At 47.2% G+C, this 16395-nt stretch carries 13 protein-coding genes and 1 pseudogene; 10 read left to right on the top strand and 4 right to left on the bottom strand.

The window, feature by feature from the left end:
* The first annotated feature begins 50 nt into the window (after positions 1-50).
* The 8 genes from rlmB (at position 51) to ACV7NC_RS01305 (ending at position 9719) form a co-directional block, all read left to right on the top strand.
* Positions 51-791 (top strand): 23S rRNA (guanosine(2251)-2'-O)-methyltransferase RlmB, encoded by a 741-nt coding sequence (gene rlmB / locus ACV7NC_RS01340; RefSeq protein WP_458153636.1) that lies wholly within the window; start codon positions 51-53, stop codon positions 789-791.
* A 75-nt stretch (positions 792-866) separates the two neighbouring features.
* On the top strand, positions 867-2624 hold the full coding sequence (argS, locus tag ACV7NC_RS01335; protein WP_458153635.1) for an arginine--tRNA ligase: 1758 nt from the start codon (positions 867-869) through the stop codon (positions 2622-2624).
* A 23-nt stretch (positions 2625-2647) separates the two neighbouring features.
* On the top strand, positions 2648-3454 hold the full coding sequence (locus ACV7NC_RS01330; RefSeq protein ID WP_458153634.1) for an SPOR domain-containing protein: 807 nt from the start codon (positions 2648-2650) through the stop codon (positions 3452-3454).
* Between the two features lie 93 nt (positions 3455-3547).
* Positions 3548-4189, top strand: a complete 642-nt coding sequence (locus tag ACV7NC_RS01325) for a thiol:disulfide interchange protein DsbA/DsbL (RefSeq protein WP_458153632.1) — start codon at positions 3548-3550, stop codon at positions 4187-4189.
* A 585-nt stretch (positions 4190-4774) separates the two neighbouring features.
* Positions 4775-6382: an HDOD domain-containing protein gene (locus tag ACV7NC_RS01320; protein WP_458153630.1), complete on the top strand. Its 1608-nt coding sequence runs from the start codon at positions 4775-4777 to the stop codon at positions 6380-6382.
* Positions 6383-6415: 33 nt separating this feature from the next.
* Positions 6416-7033 (top strand): guanylate kinase, encoded by a 618-nt coding sequence (gene gmk, locus ACV7NC_RS01315; protein ID WP_458153629.1) that lies wholly within the window; start codon positions 6416-6418, stop codon positions 7031-7033.
* Between the two features lie 242 nt (positions 7034-7275).
* Positions 7276-7479, top strand: a complete 204-nt coding sequence (gene rpoZ / locus ACV7NC_RS01310; RefSeq protein WP_458153628.1) for a DNA-directed RNA polymerase subunit omega — start codon at positions 7276-7278, stop codon at positions 7477-7479.
* Between the two features lie 137 nt (positions 7480-7616).
* Positions 7617-9719, top strand: a complete 2103-nt coding sequence (locus ACV7NC_RS01305; RefSeq protein ID WP_458153627.1) for a RelA/SpoT family protein — start codon at positions 7617-7619, stop codon at positions 9717-9719.
* A 220-nt stretch (positions 9720-9939) separates the two neighbouring features.
* On the opposite strand, the gene ACV7NC_RS01300 is transcribed toward ACV7NC_RS01305, so the two are convergent.
* Positions 9940-10776, bottom strand: a complete 837-nt coding sequence (locus ACV7NC_RS01300) for a cytochrome C assembly family protein (protein WP_458153625.1) — start codon at positions 10774-10776, stop codon at positions 9940-9942.
* A gap of 143 nt (positions 10777-10919) precedes the next feature.
* Between ACV7NC_RS01300 and ffh the strand changes: the two genes are divergently transcribed.
* Complete coding sequence (ffh, locus tag ACV7NC_RS01295) at positions 10920-12269, top strand: signal recognition particle protein (RefSeq protein ID WP_458153624.1); 1350 nt, start codon at positions 10920-10922, stop codon at positions 12267-12269.
* 23 nt (positions 12270-12292) lie between these two features.
* Here the strand turns inward: ffh and dut are convergent, their stop codons facing one another.
* From dut to ACV7NC_RS01280, 3 genes and pseudogenes are all read right to left on the bottom strand, one after another.
* Positions 12293-12742: a dUTP diphosphatase gene (dut, locus tag ACV7NC_RS01290; RefSeq protein ID WP_458153623.1), complete on the bottom strand. Its 450-nt coding sequence runs from the start codon at positions 12740-12742 to the stop codon at positions 12293-12295.
* On the bottom strand, positions 12739-13956 hold the full coding sequence (gene coaBC, locus ACV7NC_RS01285; RefSeq protein WP_458153622.1) for a bifunctional phosphopantothenoylcysteine decarboxylase/phosphopantothenate--cysteine ligase CoaBC: 1218 nt from the start codon (positions 13954-13956) through the stop codon (positions 12739-12741). Before coaBC ends, dut begins: the two co-directional genes overlap by 4 nt.
* A 429-nt stretch (positions 13957-14385) precedes the next feature.
* Positions 14386-15428: pseudogene (locus ACV7NC_RS01280) on the bottom strand (IS110 family RNA-guided transposase).
* Positions 15429-15683: 255 nt separating this feature from the next.
* Between ACV7NC_RS01280 and radC the strand changes: the two are divergent.
* Positions 15684-16358 (top strand): RadC family protein, encoded by a 675-nt coding sequence (gene radC, locus ACV7NC_RS01275; RefSeq protein WP_458153621.1) that lies wholly within the window; start codon positions 15684-15686, stop codon positions 16356-16358.
* The last annotated feature ends 37 nt before the right edge of the window (positions 16359-16395 follow it).

The raw sequence follows: 16395 nt of genomic DNA, 5'->3' as shown, positions 1-16395 counted from the left end.
ATCACTCGACATAACGCAATTGCCGTTTCCAACTCTCAACTAATCAAACTGTGTCAGGTACGCGCTTCATTTTCGGCTTTCATGCCATTACCAGCCGCTTGCGGCAAAATCCCGGGAGTATCAAAGAGATCATCATTGATGCTACGCGCGATGATCAACGTGCGCGGAGCCTGATGCAACTCGCCGGAAACCACAAAATTCGCATAATCACGGGTGACAGCTCAAAACTCACCGAGATTACCGGCAGTCATCGCCATCAAGGCGTGATTGCGAACGTTGATGCGAAAAGCCAGCATTTCGATCTTGACGATATTCTCGACAGCTTGACCGAACCTGCGCGATTGCTGGTACTCGACGGCATTCAGGATCCGCATAATTTGGGTGCGTGCCTGCGGGTAGCCGATGCCTTCGGTGTTCACGCGGTGATTGCTCCTAAAGACCGGGCAGTCGGCTTGACACCCACGGTCTACAAAGTCTCCAGCGGCGCGGCCGATACCGTGCCATATATCGCAGTCACCAATCTTGCACGTACGCTCAAGCAATTAAAGGAGCGTGATGTGTGGATTTACGGAACTGCCGAAGACGCTGAACACGAACTGACGCATTTTCAGTTGCGAGGCGCCGTCGCCTGGGTATTCGGCTCGGAAGAAAAAGGCATGCGCCGTTTGACACGGGAAAATTGCGATCAATTGATACGAATACCCATGCTCGGCGGGGTTGAAAGTTTGAACGTCGCGGTCAGTGCTGGCATCTGTTTATTTGAAACCTACCGACAACAATCTTTGGTCTGATTCCGCGACCTGATAAAATAGCGGCAATACACGATAAATCCGGCCGTACAAATCTGATAACGCTGATTCCTAACCATGACTTCTTGTGATTACCCGAATTTCAAAACCCATTTCTCCGGACTCTTAGAACAAGCGGCTCGCACCATCATATCCACGGATACGGTGCTGCGAATAGAATTAACCCGCACAAAACAGGCCAGTCATGGCGATTATTCCTGCAATCTGGCCATGCAATTGGCCAAATCGCTGCATAAAAATCCCCGCGAAGTTGCCGGTTTGCTGATTGCCGCCCTCCCCGCATCGCCGCATCTGGAAAAAGTGGAAGTTGCCGGCGCCGGTTTCATCAATTTGTTTTTAAGCCATGCTGCCAAGCAGCAATGCGTGTATCAAGTGCTGCAAGGCAAGGCTGCTTACGGTCACGGCGGTTTCGGACAAGGAAAAAAAATTCAAGTGGAATTTGTATCCGCGAACCCGACCGGCCCCCTGCATGTCGGGCACGGCCGTGGCGCCGCTTATGGTGCGAGCCTCGCAAATGTCCTATCGGCAGCAGGTTTCAACGTATCGCGTGAGTTTTATGTGAATGATGCAGGCCGTCAAATGGATATTTTGACGCTTTCAACCTGGCTGCGGTATCTGGAACTCAACGATATCCACATACCGTTCCCGCAAAATGCATATCAGGGCAGTTATGTGCGCACCATGGCGCAGTTAATTTTCCAGGCGCATGCAAACCGCTATGTCCATCAACCTGCATTATTGCTGGATGGGTTGCCTGCGCAAGTATTGGAGACCGTAGTCTCTACCGATGAGCATTTGGATATACTGATCGCCAATGCCAAAAAAATCCTGGGACAAGACTATGCGTATTTTCATAATTTTGTATTGACCGAGCAACTGGGCGATTGCCGCAACGATTTAATGGAATTCGGCGTCGAATTCGACGTGTGGTTTTCAGAACAATCTTTATACGATAACGGCGCCGTTGCACGTACTATGCAATTGCTTGAGGACAAAAAATACCTATACGAACAAGATGGTGCCATTTGGTTTCGTTCGACCGATTTTGGCGATGAAAAAGATCGCGTCGTGCAACGCGAGAATGGACAATTCACCTACTTCGCTTCAGACATTGCCTACCATCTGAATAAATTTGAACGCGGCTTCGATCAAGTCATTAATATTTGGGGCGCCGATCATCACGGCTATATTCCACGGGTAAAAGGCGCCTTGCAAGCGCTTGAGCTGGATCCGTCAAAACTTGAAATCGCCTTGGTGCAATTCGCGGTGCTTTATCGTGACGGTAAGAAAGCACCGATGTCGACGCGCTCAGGTGAGTTTGTCACTTTACGGGAACTACGCGAGGAAGTCGGTAAAGATGCGGCTCGTTTCTTCTATGTCATGCGCAAAAGCGATCAGCACCTGGATTTTGATCTGGATTTAGCCAAATCGCAAAGTAACGAAAACCCGGTTTATTATGTGCAGTACGCACATGCGCGGGTATGCAGTGTGCTGGCGCAATGGGATGGTCAAGTAGACGAACTGGACTCCGCGGATACCACGATACTGACGAACCCGCTTGAATTGGCGCTATTACAAAAACTTATCGACTTTCCGGATACTGTAGAAATGGCTGCACGCGAATACTCGCCACACCTTATCGCCTTCTATCTTAGGGAGCTGGCGAGCGAATTTCATAGCTACTATAATTCCACACGTTTTCTGGTAGCGGAAATTCCATTGCAAAACGCACGCTTGGCGTTGATCGCAGCCATTCGCCAGGTTTTAATTAACGGTTTGACATTACTCGGTGTCAACGCTCCTGATAAAATGTAACCGAATAATACTGAAGGATATCCATGAGTCGAGATTACAAATCCCGCAAAACTGCACGGTCGACGCCGGAAAAAGGTGGCTCGGCATTCTTAGGCGGATTTGTGGGTTATGCACTAGGTCTTGCCAGCGCCATCGGTATTTGGGTGTATTTTAACTATGGACCGAATCCTTTTCTTGCGACTGAGAAAACGCCTAGTTCAGCAGAAATCAATCAAAAAAAATCCACTGCAGAAGTACCCGATAAACCTGAGAAAGTAGAAAAAGAAGAACCGATACATTTGGCAGAAGAAAAACCAAAGTTCGATTTTTATAAAATATTACCAGGCATCGACGAACCGGAAATCGATCATAGCTACCGGCCAGCCATGGAACCACCACCGATTGAGCCGCCCGCAACCGTAAAAACGCCGGAAGTAAACACTAAACTCGAAAGGCCCGCTGAACCTGCGCCGCCAATTGCCCCACCGCGTCCCGCGCCGATAACAACACCACCGGAACCTGCACCGCAAGTCGCAGCAATTCAGCCGCGTACTTATCCAGCAGAACCAGCGCCACCACGAGCCGTTCCTCCCGCTACCTCTCCACCGCCCGCACCTGAGAAATTTTTTCTGCAAGCTGGATCGTTCCGGAAAAACGATGAAGCAGAAAACTTAAAAGCACGACTGGCATTGTTGGGTTTGTTCGCTACAGTTCAGCCGATCGACCTGGCGGAGAGAGGCATGTGGTACCGGGTCCGTGTCGGCCCCTTTAACAACCGGACGGATGTCGATCGCGCCAATGCATCGTTAAAAGAAAATGGAATTGAAGCGCAATTTGTAAAAGTCCAATAATTCATTGGGTAAATTTTTTTCACTCTGTTTATTTTATACAACCCTCGGATAGCAATTATCCAGTGACTATCAAACTTTGTTGAAGGAGTAAAAATGAAGCGACGCCAGTTTTTTTCAGCTTTTTTGGTATTGTTGAGTTTCTCGTTTATTTTTGTTCCCGGTATTCGGGCCGAAGTCGTTGAAGGTAAAGATTACGCGGTTCTTGCCAAGCCGATTCCAACTGATAATACTGGCAAGGTCGAGGTTCTGGAATTTTTTTGGTACGGCTGTCCGCACTGCTACAGTTTGCATCCGCATCTTGCTGACTGGCTGACCAACATCCCTGCGGATGTGAGCTTCCGCTATGTTCCCGCGATTCTTCGCGCCAACTGGGTTCCGGCTGCAAAAATATTTCACACCATCGAGGCAATGGGAATCACCAGTTCTTTGCATGATAAAGTTTACGATGCGATCCATCGCGATAAAATTGACTTGAATAACGACTCGGTATTATTCGATTGGGTTGAAAAACAAGGTGTCGACAGGAAAAAATTTGAGAATACCTACCAATCTTTCAGTGTGCAGAATCTTGTTTCCAAATCTACACAAATGACGCGTCAATATGAGCTCAATGGCGTTCCCGCGCTAATCGTCAATGGCAAATACATCACCAGCGGACGGATGGGGGGTACTCCGCAAGATACCATTAGAACTCTGAATGGCCTTATCGAGAAAGTACGCAAAGAACAGCAATAACGGCAAATTTACGTTCGCATCATCCATTTTAATTGGTATTCGAAAAATTTCTTCGAGCATAGCCCGTTTCTAAAACGGTGCGACTTTCCGGAAGTTCGCACCGGTTATCTCAAAATTACTGCCATGGCGCTACTTCCGGTTTCCATCCAGTTATAAATGACGCGCCCCCGCAACAGAGTGAATCCGCAGATCTCGTCGAGATAATTCTAGATTTTCCAATATCGACCCGGCAAAAACTCATTTACGATTTCCGAATAACGCAGGTACTTACATTATCTTTTTAACAGAGACCTTTGCACGGTTTCATGAGCGGTACGAGAATAAGGTAAAAATTTGCGAAAAAGCGGAGTTTACACGAGGTAAATGAGCATTTTTCGCGAATTTTTAACGCAATTATCGTGCCGCGTAGTAACCGTGCAAAGGTCTCTAACAATATCCTTAACGTGAAATATACATTTCATATCAATAACCAGATCGGCATGCCGATATCTAATGACATTAAATAGTTAGACTTCTGAGTTATTTATCCGCATTAACTGATTCAGCTTTTCCGGTCTTGTTATCTCATTAAGGTATATTACGACGATGCGATCAATCCATTCACCCTTCACTCCCAATGGTTTAACGAATGACTCCGCTGTACCCGCCGCAAATACCGCAACGATAAAAAACAATCTACTCGAAGCCATCGCCAACGATCCGGATCTTCCGACGCTGGGCAGTTCCATTTCACGTATCGTGCAACTGTCATCTTCCGATCATGAATCCATCCGTCAATTGTCGTATTTTGTATTATCCGATGTTTCACTGACACAAAAGATTCTGCGGTTATCCAATTCCGTCGCATTCAGATCCTCTTCCAATAAAATTATCACCAGCGTCTCTAAAGCCATTTTTCTGATGGGTTTCAATTCTGTCAAAAACTGCGCTTTAGCCATGTTGCTTGTCGATGGCCTGTCAGGAAAGCATGCTGAGCATGTTCGAACCGAGCTGATTCATACGCTGGCAGCGAGCATGGTAAGCCGCGAGCTTGCTAAACATAGCCAATTTAGTGATGCTGAAGAAATCGTAGTGGTTGCATTGTTTAAAAATCTTGGCCGCTTATTGCTTGCCGCTTACGATCCCGAGCACTATCAAAAAATGACGGCATTGATAGCGCAGGGCGCACATACCCCATGGCAGGCAGCGATGCAAGTATTAGGTTTCAATCTTGAAACATTGACCGAAAATATTCTAGAAAACTGGAACATTCCCGTCAGTATTATCCAAGCTCTAAAAAATCGCCCCGGCGGCAATCTCAATCAGGCAAAAAGCAAACACGAGTGGATGCAGCAAGCTGCAGAATTCAGTGAAAAAACTGCACCGCTTGTATTGGCATGCATGCAAATTGACGATCCGGCCTATAAAGAGAAGCTGCTTAACCGTTTTGGCAAAGCGCTTTGTCTCGATACTACAAAATTGAATCAATTGATAGCTAATGCCAGCGAAGAAACTTATGCACTCTTGATGGATACGGATCTGCTCGCATTAGAAAAAAAACGAACGAACAGCCCGAGTTCATCACCGACTGAATTTAATCGCGAGAATGAAGAAGATGCACTGAATGAATTGGTACTCGAAACGAGTGAAAATGATCATCATCAAATTACTCAACGATATCCGAGCGGTAAACCCTATAATGCTTCCATGTTGCTATTATCCGGAATACAAGACGTGGCGGAAATCATGGCTTCCGGACATTATAAACTTGATGATCTTATTATGCTTGTGCTCGAAACTTATTATAATAGCCTCGGATTCCGCTTTATCGCGCTTTGCTTGTTAGATCCTAAAATTAACCAGTACCGCGCGCGAAGCTCGTTGGGAAAAAATAACATGATTTATCAGAAAGCATTTAATTTTTCGGCCACACCCGCGATCGATTTATTTCATGGGGCTCTGAAAAAAAACGCCGATTTGCTGATTTCTGATGCATATGCTTGTAAAATTCGTAAGTTAGTTCCGCAATGGCATAATGATTTACTGCCCGAAGCACGCAGTTTTATGATTCTGCCTTTAGTGACCCGCCAAAAACCAATTGGGCTTTTTTATGCAGATCGTGATGTCGAAGCACCTGAAGGTATTTCTTCCGAGGAGACAAGGTTGATCAGAACACTGAAAGGCCAAGTGCTTACCGCATTTAATTCGAACTAAGCAAGAAACTGATCGTTTACGACATCGCCTCAAATGATTAAACCAAACGGTTGTTTATTTATCATAAGCGCACCTTCCGGTACCGGAAAAACAAGCTTGGTCAGGGCCTTACTGCAATCGAATCCAAATCTCGCTCTTTCGATTTCGCATACCACACGGCCACCGCGCCCGGGAGAAATCGATGGCCGCGATTATCATTTTGTAACTGCGGAAACATTCCAGCAAATGCTGCTCAATGGAGAATTTATCGAAAGTGCTGAAGTATATGGCAATCTTTATGGCACTTCTCAGCATTGGGTTAATAAAATTATCGCCTCCGGACAAGATATTTTGCTGGAAATTGATTGCCAGGGTGCTCAGCAAATACGGAAACTGTTTCCGCAAGCCATTGGAATTTTCATTATTCCTCCTTCTGCCGAAGCACTGGCAACCCGGCTAAAAACAAGAGCGCAGGATAATCCGGAAATTATTCAAAAAAGACTTGCGGCCGCACGGGAGGAGATCAGTCATATTGCCGAATATGATTATGTGATCGTCAACGATATTCTTGAACAAGCGCTCAGTGACTTGGCGAGCATTGTACAATCTGAACATCTAAGAAAATCGCGGCAGTTAATCAATCACTTTGAATTAATCCGGCAATTTACCTGACTTGCTATTCCGGAATGCAACAGAACCAAAATAACATTTGACGAATCAGGTCAAATGCAAGAAAGCTGACACATAGAGAATGTAGTCGATTTATTTGATTGATGAACTTTAAGCACCACTTTCAACCGCGCGAAAGATTCAGCCTAAACCGGCAATCAGTGCATCTTATGCTTTAATTTATGTTTACACTCATACTATAGTAAAATTTATCAACAATTTTTAATCACCAAAGGAAAAGACTCATGGCGCGCATTACGGTAGATGATTGTTTAAAGATGATTCCGAATCGATTTGAAATGACATTAACAGCTACAACGCGAGCGAGGCAATTGGCTATCGGTTCAGCACCATTGGTTGATGCCGGACGTGATAAACCCACAGTAATTGCACTACGTGAACTGGCTCAAGGAAAAATCGGTATCGATATCCTTAACACCAAAAATTAGCCGTTAAATCCAGTTTTTTCCCATTGCTCCGATACGTGAAAAATTTTCACGTATCGGCATCTTGAAAGCCGATTTGCAAAAGGCAATTCAAACGCGCTAAAGTTATTGCCCGATGCACGCCCCAATCAGATTACACCATGCCTGAAGCAGAGTTATTATTTTCTGAAACATCGCAGTATCTCAAACCGGAAGATATCACCCAGCTCCGCAACGCCTATTCATTCGGGCAAGGCGCGCATTCCGGACAGTTCCGCAAATCGGGCGAACCTTATATTTCTCACCCGGTTGCAGTCGCAAGGATCCTGAGTACGCTTCACCTTGATACGCCGACACTAACAGCCGCATTACTGCATGACGTCGTGGAAGATACCGATATCTCCAAAGCCGAAATCAGCGAACGATTCGGAGAGCCGGTTGCAGAACTGGTCGATGGTGTATCCAAACTCACCAAAATTGAATTCCAGACACAAGAAGAAGCACAAGCGGAAAATTTCCGTAAGATGTTGATGGCAATGGCCCGGGATGTGCGTGTGATCCTGATCAAACTGGCAGACCGGCTCCACAACATGCGCACATTAGAGGTCATGCTTCCGCAGAAACAGCGTAGCATTGCACGAGAAACTCTCGAAATTTATGCGCCTATCGCGCACCGTCTTGGTTTGAATACCATTTATCAAGAGCTGCAAGAGCTGGGTTTTCGTTATTCCTATCCGCTGCGATATAAAGTTCTGGTAAAAGCAACGAAATCGGCGCGCGGTAATCGACGGGAAGTGGTTGGAAAAATTCTCGAAACCATTACACAAAAACTAAAAGATGCAGGATTGGAAGCGGAAGTCAGCGGTCGCGAGAAGCACCTCTACAGCATTTACACGAAAATGGTCGAGAAACATTTATCTTTCTCCGAAGTGCTCGATATTTACGGCTTTCGCGTAATTGTCAAAGACATCCCGTCCTGCTATATCGCACTGGGCATGCTGCACAGTCTATACAAGCCGATACCCGGAAAATTCAAAGACTATATCGCGATTCCCAAAGCCAATGGCTATCAATCGCTGCATAGCACGTTGCTGGGACCTTATGGCATTCCCATCGAAATTCAGATCCGTACCGCTGAAATGCATCGGATAGCTGAAAACGGCGTCGCTTCGCATTGGTTATACAAAAGCTCTGACATTGATTTCAATGACCTACATTCAAAAACCAATCAATGGTTGCAAAGTTTGCTGGAAACGCTCAGCGGATCCAGCGATTCTTTGGAATTCCTGGAACATTTGAAAATCGACTTATTTCCCGGCGATGTTTTCGTCTTCACGCCGCAAGGAAAAATTTTGACACTTCCACGAGGTTCAACGGCCGTGGATTTTGCTTACGCGGTGCATTCGGATGTTGGGAATTGTTGCGTTGCCGCAAAAATCAACGGTGAGAACGCGCCGTTACGTTCACAGTTAAAAAGCGGCGATCGCGTTGAGATTGTAACCGCGCCGTACGCAAAGCCGAATCCTGCATGGCTTAGTTATGTCGCAACAGGCAGAGCCCGGTCGCACATTCGTCATTTCCTTAGAACGATTCAATACGACGAATCGGTTAAATTGGGTGAGCGTATGTTAAATCAAGCATTGCTTTCATTTAACATCAGTCCCGAGACGATCAGCGATGTGCAATGGGATAAACTGGTTCGCGACAGTGGTGTCAAATCCAAAGATGAATTATTTGCTGAAATGGCTTTGGGCAAGCAATTACCGGTTGTTGTGGCAAAACGATTGGCATCGCCGGAATCCGTTTCCAATCAGCAAAGCGCCGGCCCGATTACGATACTTGGCACAGAAGGTGTCACCGTTCAATTTGCAAAATGCTGCCGCCCGATCCCCGGCGATACCATCGTTGGAATTTTCAAAAAAGACTCGGGGCTTATCATCCATACATTCGATTGCAGCTATGTCACCAGCAGTCAAAAAAATTCGGATAACTTCATGGATGTAACCTGGGGTAAAGACATCGTAAAAACTTTTGAAGCCAGTATCAAAGTTACCACCGCCAATAAACAAGGTGTACTAGCGCACGTCGCAGCCGAGATTGCCAAAGCCGATTCCAATATTGACGATATCGCCATGGAGAGCGAGGGAGATTACATGCACATGCGTTTTATCATTCAAGTCAATAACAGACATCATCTCGCCCAAGTAATGCGTAATCTCCGGCGTCTCAAGGAGGTCGTCAGAATAAACCGCACCAGAAATTAAAATTTTTTTTACGCGCGCATTAAGCATTTTGAACGTTTGTCTTTCCTCAAGCATGTGGAAGCCAGCCGGTTACCTAGGGAAACACTGATTAATTCAACGAGCAAGATGAGTTGCAAGGCGGACGGAGCGCAAGAAGCGAGACATATCAATCCGATAGGCGAGTTTTTGAGCACCACCCAACGCTGCAAATCGCTTGCGCAGTCAATTAATCAGCGCTTCCCTAGTAACGGTTAAGAATAATTTCCAGCACGAATTTACTTCCGATATACGCCAGCAACAACGTAATAAAGCCGGCCAGGGTCCAACGGATCGCGATCCGTCCGCGCCATCCGTAAAACTGCCGGCCAGCCAGCAAAGCCGCGAATACTCCCCAAGAAATGAATCCGAAAAGTGTTTTATGCGAAAAAGTCAGGGGTTGTCCAAATACTTCTTTTGAAAAAACCACCCCGCTCATCAGCGTCAGTGTGAGCAAAATGAAACCAACCCAGATAATATGAAATAGCAATTTTTCCATTGCCAGCAACGGCGGCAAGTTGTTGAATATCGATCGCGTTGCAGGATGATGCAAATGCCGCTCCACCACAATCATGAATAAGGCGTGCATTGCAGCGATCGTCAGTAGACTATAAGCCATCATGGCTACCAGTAAATGCGCTTTAAATGCCGGTAATTCAGTATTCTCAAGTGGACGGACCGAGGGAAACAGCAGAGGTAACAGCATTGCAACCGCAGCAGCAGCGGCAACCGGTGCAACCAGCGTCTGCATTCCTTGCAGCCGTTTAGAAAATCCGGAAAACCAATAAATAAAGGCAGTTAACCACACAATCGACGAAACTGCGTTACTCAACCCAAAACTGAGGCCGCCCCCGACAAACATTGATTGATAAAGCGTTGCGGCGTGCAGCAACAGCGGCACGAGCATTCCATAGTGCGCCCAGACAATATTGACTGTTTGTTCTTTTGCTTCCAACGATTGATTCCAAGTATTCTTCCAGAAAAACCATCCGATCAGGATGTAAAGCAAAAAAGCAGTGAGATAAGTTAAAATGCCGGTCATCAGAAGTTCAAATTTTGTTAAATTGAAATAACTGGTTAGTCTACATTGCACTTAATCAAATTCAAAGAGCTCGCCATCATTATATTGATAAAATTTGAACCACTCTTAAGTTATCTAATTTTCGACCTTTACGAGGCTCCACTATGTTTGAAAATCTAACCAGCCGATTCAGCGGTATTATCAAAACCTTACGCGGCGAAGCCCGGTTAACTGAAAGCAATATCCAAGATGCATTGCGTGAAGTCCGCTTGGCGCTTCTCGAAGCTGACGTTGCACTACCGGTCGTTAAGGATTTCATTGCGCGCGTGAAGGACAAAGCTGTCGGACACGAAGTGCTCAATAGCCTCACCCCGGGACAAGCGCTTGTCGGTGTGGTTTATCAAGAATTGATGAACATCATGGGCGGCGAGAAAGCGGATATTAATCTTGCGACAGTTCCTCCCGCCGTCATTTTAATGGCAGGATTGCAAGGCGCCGGTAAAACAACCAGCAGCGGCAAGCTTGCCAAGTGGTTAATGGAGCAAAAGAAAAAGAAAGTATTATTGGTATCTTGCGACATTTATCGGCCAGCCGCCATTCACCAGCTGGAACTCCTCTCCAAGCAAATCGGGGCTGATTTCTTTCCTGTTGCGGATGGGCAAAAACCCGGAGAAATTAGCGTAGCGGCACTGGATTATGCACGCCGGCATCATCATGATGTCATGATTGTCGATACCGCAGGCCGGCTAGGGATTGACGAAGCGATGATGCGCGAAATCAGCGAACTGGAAGCGCTGCTGAAACCGATTGAAACGCTTTTTGTTGTAGACGCCATGCAGGGTCAGGATGCTGTCAACACCGCTAAAGCATTCTCGGATGCATTACCTTTGACAGGCGTGGTTTTAACCAAGATGGATGGCGATGCACGGGGTGGCGCCGCTCTATCAGTCAAGCATATCACCGGAAAACCGATCAAATTTGTCGGTGTCGCAGAAAAACTGACCGGCCTGGAAGCCTTCCATCCGGATCGGATGGCTTCACGCATTCTGGGCATGGGCGATGTGCTGGGTTTGATTGAAGAAGCGCAGCGTAGCGCCGATCAGCAGGAAGCTGAAAAGCTGATGAAAAAAATGAAATCAGGCAAAGCATTTGATTTGGATGATTTCAAAGCGCAGTTTCAACAAATGCGTAACATGGGCGGAATGAACGCCTTGATGGATAAATTACCGGCGCAACTCAGTCAAGCTGCACAGAATATTAAAGTGGACGATAAACAGCTCAGCCGGACGGAGGGAATTATTAACTCCATGACTAAACAAGAACGCGAGAAACCCGAAATTCTCAAAGCTTCCCGCAAACGCCGCATCGCTGCCGGAGCGGGTGTCTCGGTCCAGGAAGTCAATCGCTTGCTGGCACAGTTTGAACAAGCCAGAAAAATGATGAAGATGATGAATAAAGGCGGAATGGCCAAAATGATGCGTGGAATAAAAGGAATGCTGCCGCGCTTTCATTAAGCTGCCAACATTGCAGGCGAGCATCAATGCTTGCCCGTACTGCCAAAGCCGTCAGCGCCGCGATGGCTTTGGTCGAAATCATCGACACAATTGAATGCCACCTGGATAACCGGAACCACGACTAATTGCGCAATACGTTCCATAGGATTCAGATGGAATGCGGTGTCTCCCCGGTTCCAGCATGAAACCAGAATTTGTCCTTGATAATCGGAATCAATTAACCCGACAAGATTACCTAGAACAATTCCATGCTTATGCCCAAGCCCGGAACGTGGCAGTATCAAAGCAGCTAACCCGGTGTCAGCAAGATGCATCGCTATCCCTGTTGGAATAAGGCAAGTCTCTCCCGGATTGATGGTCATCGATTGTTCAATGCAGGCGCGCAAATCCAACCCTGCCGAACCTGGTGTCGCATAAGCCGGAAGTTGCTCACGTATACGTTGATCAAGAATTTTGATATCGATCTTTTTCATGTTTTTTGATGTTTCTGGTTATAAAGTGACTGAATATGGTTTATCAAAAGCCGGGCTTGTTCGATTTTGGAAGCTTTGGGCAGCACATGCTGACCGCTATCATCGAACAAAATCAGTTCGCTTTCATCAAAACCGATGGCTTCCTGCGCCAAATTTGCCGCCAATAAAGGCAATTTCTTTTGCGCGCGTTTGGTTGCGGCATTTTGTCCGAGATCATCGGTTTCCGCTGCAAAGCCCACGCAAAATGGCGGCTCTGGAAGATTTGCCACCCACAATAAAATATCCGGATTAGCGCGCAACTCAAGGGTCAGATGATTTGCCGATTTTTTTATTTTTTGCTGACTGGTTTTCACCGGGCGATAATCGGCCACGGCAGCGACACTGATAAAGATATCGGCCTGGGCGACCTCAGCCTGGACTGCCTGCAGCATATCGTCAGCACTCACTACTGCTAAAAACTTGTCGACAGCGGGCGGTGCCAGGCAAGTTTGTCCGGAAATCAGCGTAACCGATGCGCCGGCCTCTACTGCCGCTTGAGCAACCGCATACCCCATCTTCCCGGAGCTTTTGTTGGTGATGCCACGTACAGCATCAATCGCTTCGTAAGTCGGTCCGGCAGTAATCAAAATCTTTTTCCCGGCCAGGAGCTGATTGCCTAGCAAGCAACCTTGCACAGTTTGCAGCAATTCATTGACTTCGAGCATCCGTCCCATGCCAATCTCGCCACACGCTTGTTCACCGCTGGCCGGTCCTAGAATTTTCACACCATCGCGCCGTAGCCGGTCTACATTACGCTGTGTCGCCGGGTGTTCCCACATTTGGCGGTTCATTGCCGGCGCAATCAGCAATTGGCAATCACGCGCCAAACAGAGCGTCGAGAGCAAATCATCGGCCAAGCCATTGGCAATTTTTGCAATAAAATCAGCGCTTGCAGGGGCCACCAAGATCATGTCGGCGTCACGGGATAGATTGATGTGCGCCATGTTATAACTGGCATTGGTCTCCCACAAACTTGTATAAACCGGCCGCCCGGTTAACGATTGGAAAGTTGCCGGAGCTACAAATTGACTAGCCGCTTCGGTCATAACCGTTTGCACTTCGACGCCACTCTGCGTTAGCAGGCGCGCTAATTCAGCGGCTTTATAGGCAGCTACTCCGCCGGTAACACCCAACACGATATGTTTTACAGATTCGGCGGAAACCAGAATTGTCATGAAATAAAATTACCTTTGTTCATCAATGCTCTAAATGGCATCAATTACGTAAAAACCAATACGTCCGGAAGTGTTCAATTTCTCTATATTGTGTGCCGCTAACTGAAAAAAGGCAATTTCCCAGCTCTTCATAAAATTTAAGGAAGCGCTTACATGGACACCGCCCGTTTTGCAAGCACTGATGTATAGAAACACAAGGTTCGATTGCACACTTACATTCGGCTTTTGATAAGAGCGTTTAGCTCAGAGCCCCTATGGTGTATTCGCCGGCGGGTCCCAATCTGAATGGCGAAGTCTGTTTGCTTCGAGAGCTTCCCCGGGTTTGGCCGCCGCGGTCCGACCTGTTTTTCCATCACATAAATGCAAGCAATCGTGAATGAATATCCTCCTGTTAACGATGCTTCTGTTTTTTATGAATCGCTCATATCATCATGCTTCAGCAGCGTATCCAGCACGATAGGTTTCATTTTTAGCCAGCAATGCCCAAGCTACCCGGGCATTGTGATTAGCCAGCGCCACTGCTGCGACATTGGGATGACACCGCGCCAGCAATTGCGCAATCCAGGCATTGCCAGGCGGCTTACCGGCTTGTTGCCGGCACGTAAATGCCGGATTACAGCACGCGCACCGTGGATCATCAAAGTGCGCAGATAACGATCACCTCGTTTGCTGATTCCCAGCAGACGTTGCCGCCCGCCGCTCGATGCCTGGCGCGGCACCAGTCCTAGCCAAGCGGCAAATTGCCGTCCATTGGTAAATGCCCTTGCATCACCTATCGCTGCAGCAATCGCGGTAGCGCTTATGACGCCCACACCAGGAATCCCGGCCAAGTGTTGACTCGCTTCATTGCTGACGTGCCATTGCTGAATCTTGTGCTCCAGTAGCGCAATCCGCTCATCGAGTGCCGATAATTGATCCCGCAACACAGCGGCCAAATCCCGGCACATCGGCGGCAACTCATCGCCGGTATCTTCCAATAGTTCCGGCAGTCGTTTCCTGAGCGCACTGGGGCCTACGGCAATCACTATACCAAACTCCAGCAGCATTCCACGTATGTGGTTGATTAGCGCGGTACGCTGTTCAACCAATAACCGCCGGCTATGATGCAAGTGCAATACCGCCTGTTGCTGCACCGACTTAACCGAAACAAAGCGCATTCCCGGGCGTTGCACTGCTTCACAAATGGCTTCCGCATCGAGCATATCCGATTTGTTCGACTTCAAATAGGGTTTGATGAATCTTGCCGCCATCGGCCGCACCGTATGCCCCAGTTCGTTCAGCTTGCGTGCCCAGTAATGCATGCCGCCACAGGCTTCCAGCCCAATCCGGCAAGGTTCGATCTTTGCAAACCACGACAGTACCTCGCTTCGCCTCAATTGCTTGCGCTCCACCACCCGTCCTTGCGCATTAACAGCATGTACCTGAAAAACATTCTTTGCCAAATCCAAACCAACTACGCTAATCTTATCCATGGATGCCGCCCTCCAATTTTGAGTTGATGATTGAAAGCCAACTGTGGCACATTGCGATGCCGTTGTCAGGAGGGCGGTGTCCATTCCATCTGATTAATTCAACGAACGTGATGAAGGGCGAGGCGCACGGAACGCAACAACCGAGACATATCAATCTGATAGGCGAGGGGGTGAGTACCGCGCAACGAAGCAATTCACTCGTGCAGTCGATTAATCAGGCTTCCTTAAGAAATATTAATATCATAAAACTAACTTATGGCAATCACCCATTGGCCCCTATCGGAACGTCCTCGAGAAAAACTACTGCAAAGAGGCGTTAACGCGCTTTCAGATGCAGAATTATTAGCCATTTTCTTGCGTACGGGTATCACGGGCAAAAGCGCTGTCGATCTCTCAAGAGAATTACTATCGCACTTCGGCAATTTAACCGGTATTTTTGCTGCCAGCCAAACCAATTTTTGCCAGATACCCGGAATGGGAATTGCAAAGTACACGCAATTACAAGCGGTTCTGGAAATGGCTCGCCGTGCCCTCAGTGAAGAATTGAAAAATGGAAACACCATGAGTTCGCCCGCGTTGGTGCGAGATTTTCTTCGCCTGACGCTCGCCAACAAACAACACGAGGTTTTTATTGGTATCTTTCTGGATGCCAAAAATCATACGATCGCTACCGAAGAGCTTTTCAGCGGAACATTAACACAAACAAGTGTTTATCCCCGGGAAATTATAAAACGCGCGCTCCATCACAATGCGGCTGCAATCATCTTTGCACACAACCACCCTTCCGGTGTAGCCGAACCGAGCCATGCCGACAAAATTCTGACACAATCACTCAAACAAGCCTTGGCATTCATCGACGTCAAAGTCCTCGATCATTTCATTATTGGTAATGGTACCGCTTTGTCATTTGCCGAACATGATTTAATTTGAGCAAACCGACCAAATCAGGATATAATTTAAGCTTTTA

This window comes from Nitrosomonas limosa (genome assembly GCF_054188085.1).
The sequence above is the reverse complement of the archived record's forward strand: the minus strand, read 5'-3'. Positions and strand labels throughout refer to the sequence as shown.